Origin of the sequence: Desulforhopalus sp. IMCC35007 (assembly GCF_005116575.1) — a bacterium.
Lineage (GTDB): Bacteria > Desulfobacterota > Desulfobulbia > Desulfobulbales > Desulfocapsaceae > Desulforhopalus_A.
The window spans coordinates 116,650-134,778 of sequence record NZ_SWCN01000001.1; the positions used below are offsets into that span (position 1 = coordinate 116,650).

Below are 18,129 nucleotides of genomic sequence, written 5' to 3' on the forward strand. Positions count from 1 at the left end.
ATAGTTGTCTGAAATGACTGGTCATCTCGGACGGTTCAAGTTCGACCCTAATACTAACAACCACCTCGCTTGTTCTTTGATGAAAAATTTTAGCGCATTATTTACGATTATTGAAGAGAAAAATTGTCCCTTGTATCGAGCGGGCGAAGAGCTTCATCTTTCCGACAAGACCATCGGCTGTCCCAGGGATAAAGAGGTCTGTCTTATTCTTGTTCGAGATATGACACAGATTCTCTTTCAGATGCTGCCAAACGCCGGAAAAGTAGGTGCCGCAGATGATTTTCAGGTATACAACTGTAGCGGATGTACCGGGTTGATCAAGTTTCAGCTTGACTCAAAAGGTAATCAGGCTGGTAAAGGAAAAGATGGTACGGATGTACAGATTGATCCCGCGATGCAAATCCTCTATGACCAGGTTAGCAGTTCCGAGCTGTTTCAGTCTTTTTCAGAAAAAGAACTTTTACAGATCCTCACCCATTTCAGGGTGATTGATTTTGTGCAGGAGGGGCTCATTATAAAAAAAGGGGAACTCAACCTGAATTTGTATATGGTTGTTGCGGGAGAACTTATTGTTGAAGATGAGGGGGTATCTCTTGCTGTCCTTAAAAAAGGAGAAATTTGCGGGGAGATGAGCTATCTCGGTGCCGATGTTGCGGTATCGTCGGTGAGAGTGAGAAAACACACCAAGGTGCTGGCCATCGAGGGGAGTGATTTTGGCGAGATCATGGGTGAGAGTACAGCAGTTCAAAATTATATGGCAAAGCTGCTCGCCAGACGACTTCGTAAAACCAATGCCGCAAGAACCCGTGATTTTGAATCTTGTATGAGTGGGCGGATTGACCAAATTGCTCCGGCAGAGCTGTTGCAGATTTTTCATATGCATCAGAAAACAGGTGTGCTTTCTCTTGATTTGCCTGATGGGGAGGCACGCATCTCATTTCGAGAGGGCTGTATCATCAATGCCAGATATGGGAAGCATGCGAGTCAGGAGGCAATCTTTTCCCTGCTCGCTGAAAAAAAAGGAGTTTACCGGTTTACAACGGGCCTATCCGCCAGTGAGATGAAGGCTGCAGAAATCGGTGATTTTATGATGCTCCTCATGGAAGGGGTAAAGCGGGTAGATGAGGAGCACGGCGAGGAATAAAAAAGTTTTATTTCCCGGCCTTGATGCGTTTGTTACCGTTTAAAAGGCTTGAGATCCAGGATTTCCATGAAACTTGATACATGAAAAGTAGTGTGGAGCTGTCGATTTTTAAAGGCAATGAGGTCCACCTGACAGGCTTTTGCCTGTTGTTCATCAAATATCGAATCTCCGATAAAGATCGCCTCCGATGGGGAGCATTTGAAATGGTCGAGTATTTCAAGTAGACCATCAGGGGCCGGTTTCGGATTTTTGACGGTGAGTGCGGTCACGACTTTATCAAAATAGGATTCCAGCTTATGCTCATGCAGAAGTGGAATCATGGTGTCGGAGCGGTTCGTCGAGATGGCGAGTTTAAACGATGGTCGCACATACTCTAGAAATTCAATAAGATCTGGTTCCATCTTCATGTACTGTAAAAATGGTCCATAGCCTATCTTCGCCTGATATTGACGGATATGTTCAATCGGTATATTCGGCGCTTTTCCGAAGATATGTTTTATGGAATCTGCCACACTGCTCATGTGCACGAACTCAATCTCCTGCTCATTCATTGGGGTAAGCGAGAAATGTTCCAAGAGGTGATTGTAATAATTAATGTTTGCCTCTTTAGAGTCAAACATGACTCCATCACAATCAAATACAATGAGCTTTAACATAGTTTTCCCTGGACAGCCAAAGATGTTGTATGGCTTTTTTTTGAAGTAATTTCAGGTGGCTTATTTGAACGGAGAAAAGAGAAGTTGTTTTACCCATGCAATACTTTGTTCGAGTAAGTATTCGTCATCGGAAAGCTTGACCGCCATAATCTCTTCTGCTGAGGATAAATTGATGGCACCATCAACGACCATCTCACGAAACCGATCAAGGTCATAGAGAGCCAAGGTAAATAATTCTATCTGTTTTTTTGATGGGATAAAACCTTTGCCTATCGAATCGTGAAGGAAGATACCAGCCATCAGATCATTGAATCGATTGTAGCTGTGCAGTTCCTGGTCCGCTGTGTATTCGATGGGTGACTGTTGGGTTTTTTCAAAAAAACCCCGGCAGTGTTCTTCCTGCACAATGACGAACTGTTCCTTGAGGCTTCCGTCGCTTTGTTTTTGCACAGCCCTTCCAAGAGGATAGGTTCGGCATGCTGCGGGTCGATCCTTGTAGACAGTACAGCCGTCAGCTGAAACAAAAACACAGCTGGCCCGACCATCATCAATCATGGTGAGATAGAATCGGGGAAAGGGTTCTGCTGGCTCCTGTTCCATAATAACAAACTGGTCCAGAAGTTCAGTAGAACTCTTGCCCGTGGATTTCCTGAGACGTAAAAGGTCATAGGGGCTGAGTGCCAGCTCAAGCATTCTGCAGCACTCAGTGAAACAGGAGACCCCTTTGTGACAGGAAAAGACAAAGGGCTCTTCTGCCTGAATATTCCTTGTGCTAACTGCTAGCGGCGTATCATCGATCATAGTATTTTTCTTATGCAGTTTTTTTTGCCCACATGGTGAGAAGTGGACTTGCTATGAAGATAGATGAATAGGTTCCTACGATGACTCCTGCCAGTAGTGCGAAAGCAAAGTCATGGATAACTGTTCCACCAAGAAAATATAGGGCGAAAAGGACTATCGCGGTTGTGAGGGACGTCACAATGGTTCGACTGATGACCTGATTGATACTGTTGTTAATGGTGTCTTTCAGAGAGGTGCTGTCGGGTTTGTTCAGATTTTCACGTATTCTGTCGAAGACGACAACGGAGTCATTGAGTGAATATCCGGCGAGGGTGAGCAGTGCTGTTACAATGAGAAGGCTGATCTCAATGTCGAGCAGATAGCAGAGCCCCAGGACCACCAGTACATCATGGAAGGTCGCAGCAGCCGCTGCCAGTCCAAATCTTAAATCAAAACGGAATGCAAGATAGATGATGACTCCGGCAAGAGATATAAGAATTGCCTCGATGGCCTTATTGCGCATCTCACCACTTACCGAGGAACCGATTTCCGATTGACTTTCGAGACTAAACTCGTTGTTTGGCATTTCTGTAGAGAGAATAGCTTCTACTTTTTCTCCGAGATTGCTGACAATCTCTTCTGACTTTTTGATTTTTACAATGAGACGCTGCTCGTTTTCCACCCGTTGCAGGTTGACCTCTTTCATTCCCTGAGCCTGAAAGGCCTCCCGAACCTCGGCCATGGTAAACTGTTCTTTCGCTTGATATTGAAGAAGTGATCCTCCGGAAAAATCAACACCGAGGTTACCTTCTCCACGGGTGATCTGAATAAAAGCAATGAGGCCAATACCTACCAGAACCCCTGATATGGTGTAGGTTATATTTTTTATTTTGAGATAATCGATATTAGGCTTTTTGGCAAATTGCATGAAGTTAAGTTTCTTCATGGGCTTTCTCGAATTGATCAGATCAAATACCAGGCGGCTGAAAAAGAGAGCAGCAAAAAGGTTGAAAATGATACCAAGAGAGAGAGTGACGGCAAACCCTTTAATTGGACCGGTTCCAAACATAAAGAGTGCAAGAGCGGTAATCAGGGTCGTTACCTGAGAGTCGACGATGGTGAGAAAGGCCTTGCCGAATCCTCCTTCTATACTGGAACGCACTGATTTACCTAAGACATACTCTTCACGCATTCTTTCAAAAATCAGAACGTTGGCGTCAACCGCCATACCAATGGAGAGGATGATACCTGCAATCCCTGGAAGGGTAAGTGTTGCATTGAGGATAGCCAGACCGGAAAAGAGCAGGAGTATATTGAGAATTAATGCAGTGTTTGCAATAATGCCTGAGAGCCTGTAGTAAATCATCATAAAGCCGAGGACGATGAGCGCTCCAAAAACACCTGAAGAGAGACCTTTATTGATGGAATCCTTTCCAAGGCTGGCCCCAACGGTCATATTCTGAATGATATCAACAGGTGCTGGCAGTGCGCCCACACGCAATACAATAGCTAGGTCCGCAGCATCTTCATGGGTGAAACTGCCACTAATCTGTGCCGATCCTCCAAGGATTCTTTCTCTGATTACAGGTGCTGAGCGCACGACATCATCAAGCACGATTGCCATCCTGCGGCCAACGTTCTTTTCCGTGATATGGGCAAAGACCTTACCACCACGGCTGGTCATGTCCAGGCTGACATATGGCTCATTAAAGTTACCGCCTATACGGACCTGGGCATCTTTTACCATGTCACCCGTCATCAGCACCTTGTTTTCGAGCAGCAGTGGGATCAGGGTTTCCTGGTTGGTTTGTTTGTCGATTTCTTTCTCAAAATAAACAGAGGTGTTCTCGGGAAGCTGCCCTGCAAGTGCACGGTTGAGTTTGAGCATTGATTCGCCGTCGTGCCATTGTTTGTTGTTTTGGGCAGTGGCGATGAGTTCTCTCAGATTTATGCCTGCAGCTTCAGCCACGACTTTAAATTCAAGTTGTGCAGTGTCTCCGAGCAACTTCATTGCTCTTTTGGGGTCTTTTACACCAGGCAGCTGGATGACAATTTCGTCCGCCCCTTGACGGATGATAACAGGTTCAGCGACACCGAATTGATCGATTCTGTTTCTCAGTATTTCAAGGGACTGTTCAACCGCATTGGTTTTGATATAATCAATTTTCTCTTGTTTGAGATTAAGGAAAATCCGGGGAAAAGTCCCTTCCTTATCTTCAACCCGGACATCAAGATCGGGGAAATCTTCAGAGACAAGCGTCTGAACCTTATCAATAGCACTGGTATTTGGCAGGGTGAAGATAATGGTGTCTTTGACCGTGGAAGATGTACGTACAGCACTTATAGATTGCTCGGCGAGGGTGTCTTTGAGGTCTGCTGCAGCAAATTCAAGGGTGTTTTCTTCCGCTTTCTGCAGGTTCACCTTCAAAACCAGGTGCATTCCACCCTGGAGATCAAGACCGAGACGCAGCCCCTCCGGCGCCATATAGTTTTTCCACCAACTGGGAGTTCCTGAGTAAAAAGAAGGAACAACAGTCATTATGGCCAGTAGGATGACGGAAATGAGAAAGGCGAGTTTGAGTTTAAGTGATGTATTCATTGAAATCCCTGAAGTTATCTATATCTAGAACCGGTAATTGTCTGATGACTGAGAAATTGATGTCAAACTTTGCGATTATACCCCAATGCCTGAATCTTGCAAGGCCATCACGGTTAAAATCGGCAAATACGCGGCAATAAATGAATGATGCCCTGAGGTAAGGCTTATAAACGATTGATTGCCTCGGCCATGCAGGCAGCACCAAAGCCGTTATCAATGTTGACGACGGCAACACCGGGTGCGCAACTGTTAAGCATGCCAAGAAGTGCTGCGATACCGCCAAAGCTTGCGCCATAACCAATGGAGGTGGGAACGGCGATAACGGGTGAGGTTATGAGTCCTGCGATAACACTGGGAAGCGCACCCTCCATTCCTGCCACGACAATAATGGTAGAGGCTTCGAGAAGTCGGTTTCTGTGCTGAAGGAGCCGATGTAGTCCAGCGACCCCGACATCGTAGAGTTTTTCAACAGGGTGACCAAGGGTCTTGAGGGTGAGTCTGGCTTCTTCTGCAACGGGTATGTCAGAGGTGCCGGCTGATACTATGAGAGTCTTACCCCGATATTTTTCAGGGGATAGCGCAAGCGGTGAACCAGATATAACCTGACAGTCCGGTCTATATTCCAGCTCAGGGAGGGCCTCAAGGACAACTGCGGCCTTGGCTGAACTCACGCGGGTGGCCAGGACCGGCCCTTTTTGCCGTAACATTGTTTTTGCGATGAGGATAATCTGTTCTGCTGTTTTTGAGGCGCCATATATGACTTCAGGGATTCCTGTTCGTTGGAGTCGCTGGTGGTCAATGCAGGCATCCGTGATTGTTTCAGCATGCTGATTGGCCAATTGCTGAACGGCATCTTCAATCGAACAATCGGAGCTTTTAACCTTTGTGAGGAGGGACGCAAGTTCTTCGGGGGTCATTGATATACAGAATGTATGAATTATGTGAAAGAGGACCTGCTTCTGCAAGCATAAAAAACAGCACCGCTGTTTAACTCAGATAAACAGCGGTGCATGCATTTAACGCTGAGTTGGATCTACAGTGGTGTTTTCAGCGTCATCTCTACCAAATAATGTCCAGTCTGGCAGATTTACCTTTGGAAACCAGGATGTGAGTCTTGATCGCGGAGGGTCACCTGCTTCAATGCGGGCAAGGAGGTCTTTTGCCTGAGACGCTACCAAGGAATCGGGGTAGGCACTAAGAAGGTAATTAATGCGCACCTTTGCCTCGTCGTATTTTGCAGTTCTTGTGTAATACTGAATCACGACAAACTCGTGGTTTGCGAGAAACTCAGTGGCATTCTCAATCCGCGATTTTGCTTCCTCTGTGTAGGGAGTGTTTGGGTAGGCTTTTAGGAGCTGGCGAAAAAGTGCTATCGATTTTTCAGCTCCGGTTGTGTCCCTGTCCACACGGTCAATCTGCTTGTAATTGCACATTGCCTTTTGGAACATGACATAGGGAATGCTCTCGTTTGTAGGATGCCTGTTTTCAAACTCTTCATAGAGAAGAAGTGCCTCTGCATATCGGCCGAGATAATAGCTGCAATCGGCTGCTTTCAGCTCAGCAAGTGTTGCTTCCTTGCTGAAAGGGAATTTGTTGAGAATCTCCTCAAAAAATTCTATGGCTGTAAAGTATTTTCCCACCTCGTAATCAGCCATTCCCTGTTCTATGAGTTTTTTGGCCGGAAGATTAATGTCGCGGCTTTGTATCTCGTTACCGTCTTCATCAATGGAGGTAAAGTTGAACGTTTCTTTCAATGATGCACATCCCCCCTGAAGAATGAGAGCGGAAATGACACAGAAAACGGCCATTGCTTTGCGTGATAAAGAGTATCTCAATTGCATCATTGACCTGTTTAGACGAGGTTTATTTAGAACTTTGTAAATACGCTTCCGCTGACAATACCGCCACCGCTGCTTCGCCTGCGGCATTTACGATCTGGCGTACAGCTTTGCTGCAGATATCCCCTGCCGCCATTACTCCAGGAATGCAGGTGCGGGACTCCGTGTCTATAGGGATAAAACCCCATTTATCTGCGTTGAGTTTTTCAAGAGGTAGTGCGTCGCTGTTGGGAGTAACACCAATAAGCACAAAAACACCTTCTACTTCAAGCGTTGAGGTCGTCCCGTCTTTTTTCAGGAGCTGTAAGCGTTCTACTCCATTTTCACCTTCAATAGATGTAACGGTCGTATCCCAGATGAATTCGATTTTTTCATTGGCAAAAGCAATTTCCTGAACAATTTTTGTGGCACGAAGTTCGTCGCGTCTGTGAATAACGCTCACTTTGCTTGCAAATTTTGTCAGGTATTCAGCCTCCTGGACAGCAGTGTTACCTCCACCGATAACGGCAACGTGCATATTTCGATAAAAAGGTGCATCGCAGGTGCCGCAATAGGAGACACCTTTGCCACGCAGTTCCTGTTCTCCGGGAACATTGATAGTGTTGGCACTTGCTCCGGTACAAATAATCAGCGCACCACAACTCACCTGACTGCCATCGTCAAGAAAGAGGATTTTTTTATCTTGCTGGTCGAGATCCATTTTAGTGACGCAGGCAGTTTCTATGTTTAGATCAAAACGTTGAGCATGTTTGGTCATGTTCTCGATGAGGTCAAAACCGGACAGGCCTTCAGGAAATCCTGGATAATTGTCTACCCAGTCGGTAAGCAGAACCTGACCGCCGGGGGCGCCTTTCTCAATGAGTACATGGTCTAATCGCGCGCGTGCTGCATAGAGACCTGCCGACAAACCAGCGGGTCCTCCGCCGAGGATGATAAGCTCGTAATGTTCTTTCATTTTGTGTCAGTCGAGTTGTAACGAATAAAAAAGGCTGTACTTCACTCCGAGTTACTACAGAGCAAAAAGCACAGCCTAGACGTCTTAGTTAGCTTTTTCAATCAAGGCGACGAGCTGGGATTTTCCAACAGAGCCAGTGATCTGGTCAACAACCTCACCACTTTTGAAAAGAATAAGTGTGGGGATAGCACGAATGCCAAATTTACCTGGAGTTTCAGGGTTGTCATCAACGTTCATCTTGGCAATGGTAACTTTTCCATCATACTCATTGGCAAGATCCTCAATGACTGGTCCGATTGCTTTGCATGGCCCACACCACGGTGCCCAAAAATCCACTAATGTGGGTTGGTCGGATTGAATGGTGCTATCAAATTCTGCATCGGTTAATTGCAGGACTTTATCATTTGCCATTATTTACTCCTTTCATGCGAGATTTGTTTGGTATGAATTTGATGGTGAATACGTTTCCAACAGGTAGATACGCATCACCTACTTTACCTTCTGACCAATAAGCTGACAAGCACAAAACTGCGATTGTCTTGGGCAAAATGGCAGAACTTACGCGAATTCGTACATTGTGCATCATAAAAAAAAAATCAAGGGTCTCTGTTTGACAGAAAATCCTCGTCCGTGCTATATTAACCGTTTGCTCAATCACATCTAATATCTCTCTTTTGCCGTGTCATAAGATAGAGTTACAAACGAGATCAGCTGCGGCTGATATTTAGGAGAAAGTAATGAACTATACAAAATCTGTCCAGCTGTTTTCCAAGGCCAAACAAGTAATTCCTGGTGGGGTAAACAGCCCGGTACGTGCCTGCAAGTCAGTTGGCTGTGATCCTGTTTTCATCAAAAAGGCTCAAGGCGCAACACTCACTGACGCGGATGATAATACTTATATTGATTTTGTCAGTTCCTGGGGTCCGATGATTGTCGGCCATGCACATCCTGATGTTGTAGGAGCTATCCAGAAGACTGCCGTGTCTGGGACGAGCTTTGGGGCTCCGACACCCCTTGAAATCGATTTGGCAGAAATGGTGGTGGAGGCTGTTCCTTCAGTCGAAAAGGTCCGTTTTGTTAATTCCGGAACTGAAGCTACCATGAGTGCGGTTCGTCTGGCCAGGGGATATACCGGAAAAAAAATAGTTGTGAAATTTGATGGGTGCTACCATGGTCATGCCGATTCCTTTCTGGTCAAGGCTGGTTCAGGGCTTATAACTCTTGGAATTCCCGGTAGCCCGGGTGTACCAGATGATATTGTAAAAAATACAGTTTCCATTCCATATAATAATGTGGAGGTCCTCGAAAAGACCCTCCGTGATGAAACCTTGGATATTGCCTGCGTTATAGTGGAACCGGTGGCGGGTAATATGGGTTGTGTTCCCCCGGCTCCTGGTTTTTTACAGACTTTACGACGTCTTACCAGTGAGCTTGGTATCATTTTGATCTTCGATGAGGTAATTACCGGATTTCGTTTGAGTTATGGTGGTGCGCAGCATTATTTTAATATAACTCCCGATCTCACCTGTCTTGGGAAAATCATCGGCGGCGGTTTGCCGGTGGGGGCTTATGGTGGAAAGGCTGAGATTATGGACTGTGTGGCGCCCGATGGGCCCGTCTATCAGGCGGGTACTCTTGCTGGAAATCCACTGGCCATGGCGGCAGGTATTGCAACTTTGAAGCTTCTGCAGCGGTCTGGGTTTTATAAGGAGCTGGAGGAAAAATCTGATAAATTTAGTGATATGCTGCGTGGGGTTGCTGATAGAACAGGTATTCCTGTTCAGCTGAACCGGGTTGGCAGTTTGATGACAGGATTTTTTTGTTCCACTCCTGTCACAGATTTTGATTCGGCGATGCTTGCAGATGCCTCACGATATGCCGTACATTATCGTCAAATGCTTGGGCAGGGGATTTATCTTGCTCCCTCGCAATTTGAAGTCGCTTTTATAAGTGATGCCCTGACGGAAAAAGACCTTGAGCTGACAGCGAAAATGACTGAATGGTCATTCAAAAAAATGCTCGAAAAGTGAAAAAATATTGACTATAGTAGGGAGTCGTGCTATCAAACTCCGTTATATTGTATAGATTGTTGTACCTAAGACGCAGGTGGGGCAAATGTCGGGTGTTAAAAAAGAATTTGTTCAACTGCTTGCCAACTATGGGCACATCGGTTTTACCTTTGCGGCTGCAATAATGATTGGATTGGCTGGTGGTATTTATCTCGACCAGAAAGTTTTTGATGGCCGGACAGCTCCATGGTTTACCTTCATTGGTCTGGCGTTTGGTATTGCAGCGGCCTACAAGTCTCTGTTGGAGGTGCTTTGGCGCAACAAAGACAAAGATGAGAAGAAAGACCAGGATAAGTAGAGGGAAGTTTGACTGAAGGCTCGTTGTCTCTTGAAAAAATGCAGGTTGTTGGTGCGTGTATTCTCGCAGTAATGATCCTTGTGGCAGCGATGTTTGTTTCCCTTTGGTTTGCCTGGTCTGTTTTGGTCGGGGGGATTATCTCGATGTGTAGTTTCTGGATTGCAAATAAAGGCATCCTCAAACTTGTTGAGACAGTAACTTCTCTTGGGTCTCCCGAGGATCAGAAGGCAAAGAGCCAGCAGGAACAACGAGGCTATCTGCTCAAATTCTGGCTACGAATTATAATTATAGGTATTGTCCTGACAGTTCTTATTAAGGGGCAGATGGTCAATATCTTTGGCTTGATTTTAGGTTTGTCAACGGTGGTACTCACAGTCACCTTAATCTCGGTTCAGGTGGCCTGGGACTACTTCTTCAGAGGGAGGTAAAAGGCGTTATGGAACATCCGATACTATTTATTTCAATTATTCTTGAGAAAATGGGGTTGCCAGTCCCCCATGGACCGGTCGGGCATTCGTTGCTCGAGCAGTTGTGCGCGCCATATATGACGTACACCTGGCTTGTAATGGCATTTCTGTTTTTTGTAGCCAAGCTTACCCTCGGAGATCTGGAAATGGTTCCAGGTAAAGGGCAGAATTTCTGGGAACTGGTTATCGGCGGTATGGATGATTTTTTTGCCGACAACATGGGAAGGGAAATGACTGACAAGTTCTTTCCAATGATTGCAACTTTTGCGCTGTATATCGCTGTTGCCAACCTTATAGGGCTTATCCCCGGATTTATGTCACCAACCTCAAGCCTCAATACGACGCTTGCTCTTACACTGATTGTCTGGCTCAGCCATCATGTTATCGGTTTTAAGGCCCACGGTCTTGGTTATTACAAGCACTTTATGGGACCTGTCTGGTGGCTGGTACCCCTTCTCCTGCCTATTGAGATTATCAGTAACTTTGCCCGACTGCTTTCACTCTCTATCCGTCTTTTCGGAAACATCATGGCAAAAGAGACCCTTCTGGCAATTCTTTTTATGCTCGCCGGTGGTTTTTTCGCTCCACTGCCAATCATGATTCTCGGAGTACTTGTATCGGTTGTTCAGGCAATGGTTTTTGTTTTGCTTACCGTGGTTTATTTTTCACAGGCACAAGAACACGCGCATTAATACAGAGGTGGTGGCACCAAGCGGTGAGCACCGTCTCTTGTTTATAGTTTAGTAGTTTCGAAATTAGGAAGAAGGCCAAACTCAAAACATTTTTAAGGAGAAAACAATGGAAGGAAATCTTCAGTTAGCTTTGATTTGTGTAGGTGCAGCACTTTCAATCGGTCTTGCAGGTCTAGGCGCAGGTATTGGTATTGGTTCTGTTGGTAACGGTGCATGTCAGGGTCTTGCTCGTAACCCAGAAGTTCAGCCAAAACTCATGGTTTTCATGATTCTTGGTATGGCACTTGCTGAGTCTGTTGCTATTTACGGACTGGTAATCTCTTTGATTCTTCTCTACGCTAATCCACTGCTTGGGTAAGAATGTATTAGGTGATACGATCGCCATTTGATCGTTAAAAGGGACTGCGGATTTGCCGCAGTCCCTTTTTCCGTTTTCAGCCTATATCTCTTCATTTGTTGATGTTAAAAGGTCATTTACTATGAACACAGAAGCTGATCCTGATATCGTTATTTATCCGCGAAAAAATAAAAATGAAAAGGATATTCCAGAAGAGGGGATACTTTTTGTCAACCCTACCGAAGCCTCTATTGAACTGAACAAATGGCAGGAAAAGGGCGCAGAGCAGAGATTCTTATTCAATTCCTCGCTGTATGTGCAGGAAGGTGAAAAATTTATTTGCGGTCCGGCGATAGGTGCCCCCATGGCCGCACTTACCCTTGAAAAACTCATTGCTTTAGGGGCCAAAAAGATTATCCTCTTCGGCTGGTGTGGAGCTCTCTCAAGACAACTGCAGGTGGGCGATATTCTGGTGCCGCATCTGGCTTTATCTGGTGAAGGAACTTCAAGGTACTATGAACTCGCAGGTAGTCCAGCAGGCCCCGATGAGGTGCTACGGTCAAAAATAACAATGCTTTTGAACAAAAATGGTCTGGAAGTTCATGATGGCTGTGTCTGGTCAACGGATGCCGTATATCGTGAAAAACGAAGCTTTTTGACTATCTTGCATAAAGAACAGGGCGTTGACGCCATAGATATGGAGTTTTCCGCTTTATGCAGTGTTGCTCGTTTTAGGGGTGTGAGTTTCGCAGCTGTCCTCGTTGTTTCAGATGAGATCTGGGGTGGTTCCTGGAGACCCGGTTTTTCCAGTAAGGTATTTAAAAAGAGAACGGCTGATGCTCGTCAGCTGTTAATTAATAATATAATTGGCAGGTAGGAGAAATAATGGCAGGTAGTTTTCATCTAATTAGTCTGGGCTGTGCAAAAAATTTAGTGGATTCCGAGGTGATGCTTGGGGCTCTGGCGGCTTGTAGGTATGAACTTGAAAATGAGATTGAACAGGCTGATTTTTTGATTGTTAACACCTGTGGATTTATTCAACCGGCGGTCGAAGAGGCTATTGCGGAAATTCTTGAGTTAGTTGCTCTCAAAGAACAGTTTCCCACAAAAAAAATTGTGGTCGTTGGCTGTCTCGTCCAACGATATGGCAAGAGTCTTGCCACAGAATTGCCGGAAGTTGACCTCTTCATCGGTACCGAAGGGCCTGCACGTATCGGCAAACTCCTTGATGCTTTGGTCAAAGATGATGAAATGGAAAAAGTAGTCCTCCCGGAGAGGTATCTCATGGACAGCAACAGTCCAAGGATTCTGTCAACCCCGCGTTATCGCGCCTGGTTGAAGATTACAGAAGGGTGTAATAATAGATGCTCCTACTGCATGATACCAAGTATCAGGGGAAAGTTAAGAAGTAGAAGAGGGGGTGATCTTATCGCGGAGGCTGTGCATCTGGAAAAAATGGGGGTAAAGGAACTCTCCCTTATTGCCCAGGACAGTACTGCCTATGGGAATGATCTTGGCAAAAGCGACAGTCTTGAAAATCTCATGAATGGACTTCTCAGCTCGACCTCGATTCCCTGGTTTCGACTGCTGTATCTGTATCCGACTGGTGTCACCGACAGGTTACTTGACCTGATTGCCGAGAATGAGCGGATTGTGCCGTATCTTGATATTCCCTTCCAGCATGTGAACGATCGTGTTCTGGGATTGATGAATCGTCCCTATGGCCATGATTTTCTCGTCCGCCTTGTGGAAAAGATACGGGCGAAAATCCCAAATATTGCACTCCGTACTACCTTTCTTGTCGGTTTTCCCGGTGAAACTGAGGCTGAGTTTTTGCAAATAGAGAAATTTTTACAGGAGATACAGCTCGACCATGTTGGTGTTTTTCCCTATACCAACGAAGAGGGTGCGCCATCAGAAAATTTTACAGGTCAATTAGACGATGCTGAGAAAATCAGAAGAATGGAACATCTCCTTCAGATTCAGGCGCCTCTCTCCCAGGCCCTGCAGCAAAAATATATAGGCCAGGTGCTTCCGGTTCTTGTTGAAGGGGTATCCTCAGAAACTGACCTGCTGCTTGAAGGCAGGACGATGTATCAGGCCCCGGAGGTAGATGGCCGCGTCTATATAAATGATGGTATGGCTCAATCTGGAGATATCGTGCAGGTGGAGATCACGGATGCTCAGATCTACGATTTGGTTGGAGGTATTGTTGTCTAGGCAAAGAACAATAACACCAGATGTTGTAAATAAGAGAAGGTCCATCTGGTGTTGTATGTGTTGAAGGCTGTTACTTCCCCTTGTTAACCTTTTCCCTGAGGTCTTTTCCAACCTTGAAAAAAGGCAGTTTTTTAGGTTTTACCTGAATTTTTTTGCCTGTTTTTGGGTTTCGGCCTTCGTATGAATCATATTCTTTGATAACAAAACTGCCAAAGCCTCGAATCTCGATACTCTCACCATTTGCCAGGGCTTCTGTCATGGTATCGATTACCGTGTTGGCAATTGCAGCGGCCTCTCGGTGAGGAACATTAATATCTTGCGCCAATGCCTCGATGAGTTCTGATTTGTTCATACGTTAACTCCTGTTTCCGAAAATCAAATTAAGGGCTTATGCGTTTGCATTTCTCTAATAAAGTTACGTGAGTAGTCAATGAAACATCGGTCTTAGCTGGTGGTCCAGGGTGATAACATGCTGTAATTACAACAAAATACCGCGCCTTCTGTGATCAGTCAAACCTTGTCTGAACCCCTAACTATTTAGATTTAATCAGCTATTTTTGGATTTGTAAAGCAAATTTTACAAAAAGATACGATTTATGTCTGCGCTGCTCAATAACCTGTACTTACCAATACCGAGTTTGCCCAGACGGAGTTTTCCATAGGCGGTGCGTTTGAGTGCAATTACAGGGTGACCAATATGGGCAAACATTTTCTTCACCTGATGTTTTCTACCTTCATGGATGACAATTTCCACCAAAGTGTTGCCCCCTTTCTTTGCCAGGCGCCTGAGCCGGGCAGGTGAAGTCATTTTTCCTTCAATCATGACGCCCTTTTCCAAACGTTGAAGTGCGGAATCATTTGGATTGCCACGGACAAGCGCTTCATAGGTTTTGTCAGTAATGTGGCTGGGGTGTTGGATTTTTTGGGCCAGGTTGCCATCGTTGGTGAGGAGCAGGGCTCCTTCGGTATCAAAATCAAGTCTGCCGACGGGGAAAAGGCGCAATGGGCAGTCTGTGATAAGAGCGGTGACTATGGGACGCCCCTGAGGATCTTTTAAGGTGGTGACATAACCTCTGGGTTTGTTAAGTAAATAATAGACAGGGGGTTCCTTTTCGGCAACAACCTTGCCTTTAAAACTGACCTCTGAAATGCCTGGTACCACAGTAACACCCATTTCATGGATGATAACGCCGTCTACGGTTACGTCACCTTGCTGTATATATTCCTCCGCTTTGCGTCTTGAGCAGATACCACATTGGGCGAGAAATTTTTGCAGGCGTATTTTGTCAGACATTATTTGTATCCTGAAATGGGCATGGGGGCTATGAGCGATAACGTGCCGGTATAATTTTTGAGTATATAGAATCCACCCGGTCCTTGGTCTTTTTGTCCACTTCAAGGATATCGGTGTACCATGGTTTCATCCGGCAATCGATGGCGATTGGAGGCTCGAGTCCCACATGAAACCGGTGTACTGCGGCGGACCTGCCGTGGATATCTGCTGCCGGTTCAAAACGGGTAAAAAACGTCCAGAGAAATTCCTGCATTGATACGGTCGCAGCCTCAGAATTATCCACGAGCAATATGACAGGCCAAAGGCTTAGATCCTGATGTTCGGCGAGTTTTTTGGCAAGATCGGGAGTGTCCGTGTAGTCTGTACCCTGAACGACCAGCGTGCCAGGGAGAAACACCTTTGGGTTGATGCAGTTTGCAGGTAAACTGCCGGTGAACTCACGGGGGAGTTCACGCCTTTTGTCCTTACCAAGACCCATGAGCATTGCTTTTGACCCTTTGTTCACTGAAGGGCCGGTGTAGTCAAGGGTATCCTGGGAGACATTGGCAAAAACAAAGAGATCCTGATTCCATTGGACACGTTCGAGGGTATGGGTCCAGAGCGTGCCGAAATCGGTGATGTCGATATCGCCATCTGATAATATCAGAAATTTGGTCAGCGAGAGTTGCCCCTCGCCTAGAACCCTTAGCCCGCAGGCAAAGGCCTCACGTGGATATCTATTGGACACCTTAGCCGCAGCAAGGCAATGAAAACCTGCTTCGCCGAAGGTTTTTAAGGCTTTAACGCCTTTCATGACGAGAGGGAAGAGCGGCGATAAAAGATCCTGGAGATAGTCGCCAATGAAATAATCTTCCTGTTTAGGCCGACCCACGACTGTTGCCGGATAAATGGCGTCTTTGCGGTGATACAGGTGGCTGACCTGAAAGACAGGGTAGTCGTGCTCAAGAGAGTCGTAACCATAATGGTCACCAAAGGGGCCTTCCGGGTGACGGATATGCGGAGGAACATGTCCCTTGATGGCAAATTCCGCCTGGGCTACAAGACGGTGGCCTCCCCTAGGGTCCTTCGTCATCTGAAGTTTATCTCCTATCAGAAGCGAGGTGAGCATGAGCTCAGGGAGGTCTTCTGGAAGTGGGGCAATGGCTGAGAGCATCAGGGCAGGTGGTCCACCAATGAAAAGGGTAAGCGGCAGGGATTGATTCAGTTTTTCGGCCTCGTGGTAGTGGTAGCCGCCGCCTTTATGGATCTGCCAATGGATACCGGTTGTTGTATCACTATGTTGCTGGATTCTATACATTCCAAGATTGTGGCCTTTGCCTGCGGGGTGTTCTGTGTATACCAGGGGAAGGGTGACGAAAGGCCCCCCGTCGCTATGCCAGGAGGTAAGCATTGGTAGTGAACTGAGCCGCGCTGGGATCTGGCAATTTTCGAGGATAGGGGCGTCCTTGCTTTCTTTCAGGCCGATTTTCAACCCGTCGATAAACAGTTGTTTATTTTCCCAAAGCTTGCCAAAGGAAAGGGGCATGATTGATTCGGCGAGACGAACAACGTCTTTGACAAACTGTTGGGGTTTGTTGCCAAAAGCAAGTTCAAGTCTCTTGTTCGTTCCAAAAATATTGGTTGTTACTGGAAATTGAGAACCTTTTACCCTTGTAAATAACAGCGCAGGGCCTCCATTGGCAATAACGCGTCTATGAATTTCAGCTATTTCAAGATAAGGATCCACCTCCTCGTCTATAATAAGGAGCTGATCCTCTTTTTGAAGGAGGTCGAGATAGGATCGTAAATCATTTAACTTTGGGGAGACCATTTTCTACTCCTTATTATCGTGGTCATGGTGGTGATGATCGTTGAGGAACAGGCGATGGTACTCATTTTCACTGAAATGTTTGCGAATAAGGGCCATGACGTGATCGACGAGTGCGATGGTTTCTTCCTCCGAGACCCGTGTCGAGAGTTCCCGGGCAAATTCAGCTCGACCACAAAGTTGTAGAAAAGTAGAAAGAGACTGTTGATCCAATTCCTCTGTCAGACCAAAGCATATTTTGGAGGCGTCAAGTTTCATAGTAATCCAAGGATGGTTGCGTTAACACGCTGTGTCCGGAATATATTTCCAGTGAAGTGACCGTGTACGTGGCCCGTCATATTCACAGAAAAAGATTCGTTGCCAGGTTCCAAGTACGAGCTCTCTGCCTTCCACCTGAACCATAAGGGAGCTGCCTGTCATGAGGGTCATGATATGGGCTGGAGAGTTCCCCTCTGCGTGACGATATCTAAGCTGCGGGACGATATGGGATAGAGCCGTGATGATATCTTTTTGGACATCGTGATCCGCTCCTTCATTGATTGTAAGTCCGGCGGTGGTGTGAGGATTAAAAAGGTAGAGTACCCCAGAAACTGTAGAGCATTGCGACAGGACAGCAGCTATCTGCGTTGTAATATCCTGAAGCTCCCTTTGGCTCGATGTCTTGATTTTTAGTGAACCCTTATTCATTTTTAAGCTCTAGTTTTTGTGCGTGAATATCTTGATTTTCAGACCGTTGTAAGTCGTGTCGGAGAGGCTATCGCTGTGGAAAAAACAATATAGGGCCTTTTTAATTCTCCGTCAATCATTTGGGTTCAATGGTGGAATTTGGACTGTTTGAAACGGATCATTTACAACAAGAAGTTGAAAGTCTGAAAGAGCGATGGTATATGAAACATAAATATATTTACAATAAAATTAATTATTCTAATATGTTACCTTTTGAGCTGACTGGCTGGTGACGAACTTGACAACC

20 protein-coding genes are annotated in these 18,129 nt (G+C 45.9%); 8 read left to right on the forward strand and 12 right to left on the reverse strand.

Annotation, left to right across the window (positions count from 1 at the left end; all coding sequences use genetic code 11):
* Positions 1–79 precede the first annotated feature (79 nt).
* Positions 80–1,144 (forward strand): DUF4388 domain-containing protein, encoded by a 1,065-nt coding sequence (locus tag FCL48_RS00510; RefSeq protein WP_169309016.1) that lies wholly within the window; start codon positions 80–82, stop codon positions 1,142–1,144.
* A 32-nt stretch (positions 1,145–1,176) separates the two neighbouring features.
* Here the strand turns inward: FCL48_RS00510 and FCL48_RS00515 are convergent, their stop codons facing one another.
* The 7 genes from FCL48_RS00515 to trxA form a co-directional block, all read right to left on the reverse strand.
* Complete coding sequence (locus FCL48_RS00515) at positions 1,177–1,800, reverse strand: HAD family hydrolase (RefSeq protein WP_136870280.1); 624 nt, start codon at positions 1,798–1,800, stop codon at positions 1,177–1,179.
* Between the two features lie 60 nt (positions 1,801–1,860).
* A complete protein-coding gene (locus FCL48_RS00520) occupies positions 1,861–2,601 on the reverse strand; it encodes a YkgJ family cysteine cluster protein (RefSeq protein WP_136870281.1) in 741 nt (246 codons plus the stop codon).
* 10 nt (positions 2,602–2,611) lie between these two features.
* Positions 2,612–5,179: a protein translocase subunit SecD gene (secD, locus tag FCL48_RS00525; RefSeq protein WP_136870282.1), complete on the reverse strand. Its 2,568-nt coding sequence runs from the start codon at positions 5,177–5,179 to the stop codon at positions 2,612–2,614.
* Between the two features lie 164 nt (positions 5,180–5,343).
* On the reverse strand, positions 5,344–6,096 hold the full coding sequence (larB, locus tag FCL48_RS00530) for a nickel pincer cofactor biosynthesis protein LarB (RefSeq protein ID WP_136870283.1): 753 nt from the start codon (positions 6,094–6,096) through the stop codon (positions 5,344–5,346).
* A 99-nt stretch (positions 6,097–6,195) separates the two neighbouring features.
* Positions 6,196–7,023: an outer membrane protein assembly factor BamD gene (gene bamD, locus FCL48_RS00535; RefSeq protein ID WP_240744696.1), complete on the reverse strand. Its 828-nt coding sequence runs from the start codon at positions 7,021–7,023 to the stop codon at positions 6,196–6,198.
* A 19-nt stretch (positions 7,024–7,042) separates the two neighbouring features.
* Positions 7,043–7,972, reverse strand: a complete 930-nt coding sequence (gene trxB / locus FCL48_RS00540; RefSeq protein WP_136870284.1) for a thioredoxin-disulfide reductase — start codon at positions 7,970–7,972, stop codon at positions 7,043–7,045.
* Positions 7,973–8,056: 84 nt separating this feature from the next.
* Positions 8,057–8,383 (reverse strand): thioredoxin, encoded by a 327-nt coding sequence (trxA, locus tag FCL48_RS00545; RefSeq protein WP_136870285.1) that lies wholly within the window; start codon positions 8,381–8,383, stop codon positions 8,057–8,059.
* Between the two features lie 326 nt (positions 8,384–8,709).
* Here trxA and hemL point away from each other — a divergent pair, with 326 nt between their 5' ends.
* From hemL to rimO, 7 genes are all read left to right on the forward strand, one after another.
* Positions 8,710–10,002, forward strand: coding sequence for a glutamate-1-semialdehyde 2,1-aminomutase (gene hemL, locus FCL48_RS00550; RefSeq protein ID WP_136870286.1), 1,293 nt, complete (start codon positions 8,710–8,712; stop codon positions 10,000–10,002).
* An 85-nt stretch (positions 10,003–10,087) separates the two neighbouring features.
* Entirely contained in the window at positions 10,088–10,339 is a 252-nt protein-coding gene (locus tag FCL48_RS00555) for an AtpZ/AtpI family protein (protein WP_136870287.1), read from the forward strand.
* A gap of 8 nt (positions 10,340–10,347) precedes the next feature.
* Complete coding sequence (locus FCL48_RS00560; protein ID WP_136870288.1) at positions 10,348–10,767, forward strand: ATP synthase subunit I; 420 nt, start codon at positions 10,348–10,350, stop codon at positions 10,765–10,767.
* Between the two features lie 8 nt (positions 10,768–10,775).
* Complete coding sequence (gene atpB / locus FCL48_RS00565; protein WP_136870289.1) at positions 10,776–11,498, forward strand: F0F1 ATP synthase subunit A; 723 nt, start codon at positions 10,776–10,778, stop codon at positions 11,496–11,498.
* 106 nt (positions 11,499–11,604) lie between these two features.
* Positions 11,605–11,856 carry an ATP synthase F0 subunit C gene (atpE, locus tag FCL48_RS00570; protein ID WP_136814690.1) on the forward strand — a complete coding sequence of 84 codons (252 nt, stop codon included), beginning with the start codon at positions 11,605–11,607 and terminating at the stop codon, positions 11,854–11,856.
* Between the two features lie 121 nt (positions 11,857–11,977).
* Positions 11,978–12,712 carry a nucleoside phosphorylase gene (locus FCL48_RS00575; protein ID WP_136870290.1) on the forward strand — a complete coding sequence of 245 codons (735 nt, stop codon included), beginning with the start codon at positions 11,978–11,980 and terminating at the stop codon, positions 12,710–12,712.
* 8 nt (positions 12,713–12,720) lie between these two features.
* Entirely contained in the window at positions 12,721–14,055 is a 1,335-nt protein-coding gene (gene rimO, locus FCL48_RS00580; protein WP_136870291.1) for a 30S ribosomal protein S12 methylthiotransferase RimO, read from the forward strand.
* A gap of 70 nt (positions 14,056–14,125) precedes the next feature.
* Here the strand turns inward: rimO and FCL48_RS00585 are convergent, their stop codons facing one another.
* The 5 genes from FCL48_RS00585 to FCL48_RS00605 form a co-directional block, all read right to left on the reverse strand.
* The gene (locus tag FCL48_RS00585; protein WP_136870292.1) at positions 14,126–14,407 is read right to left on the reverse strand and encodes an HU family DNA-binding protein; all 282 of its coding nucleotides are present in this window, start codon (positions 14,405–14,407) and stop codon (positions 14,126–14,128) included.
* Between the two features lie 225 nt (positions 14,408–14,632).
* Positions 14,633–15,349 (reverse strand): pseudouridine synthase, encoded by a 717-nt coding sequence (locus FCL48_RS00590; RefSeq protein ID WP_136870293.1) that lies wholly within the window; start codon positions 15,347–15,349, stop codon positions 14,633–14,635.
* Positions 15,350–15,377: 28 nt separating this feature from the next.
* The gene (locus FCL48_RS00595; RefSeq protein WP_136870294.1) at positions 15,378–17,159 is read right to left on the reverse strand and encodes a UbiD family decarboxylase; all 1,782 of its coding nucleotides are present in this window, start codon (positions 17,157–17,159) and stop codon (positions 15,378–15,380) included.
* Between the two features lie 3 nt (positions 17,160–17,162).
* The gene (locus FCL48_RS00600; RefSeq protein WP_136870295.1) at positions 17,163–17,414 is read right to left on the reverse strand and encodes a hypothetical protein; all 252 of its coding nucleotides are present in this window, start codon (positions 17,412–17,414) and stop codon (positions 17,163–17,165) included.
* Between the two features lie 21 nt (positions 17,415–17,435).
* The gene (locus FCL48_RS00605; protein ID WP_136870296.1) at positions 17,436–17,843 is read right to left on the reverse strand and encodes a secondary thiamine-phosphate synthase enzyme YjbQ; all 408 of its coding nucleotides are present in this window, start codon (positions 17,841–17,843) and stop codon (positions 17,436–17,438) included.
* Between the last annotated feature and the right edge of the window lie 286 nt (positions 17,844–18,129).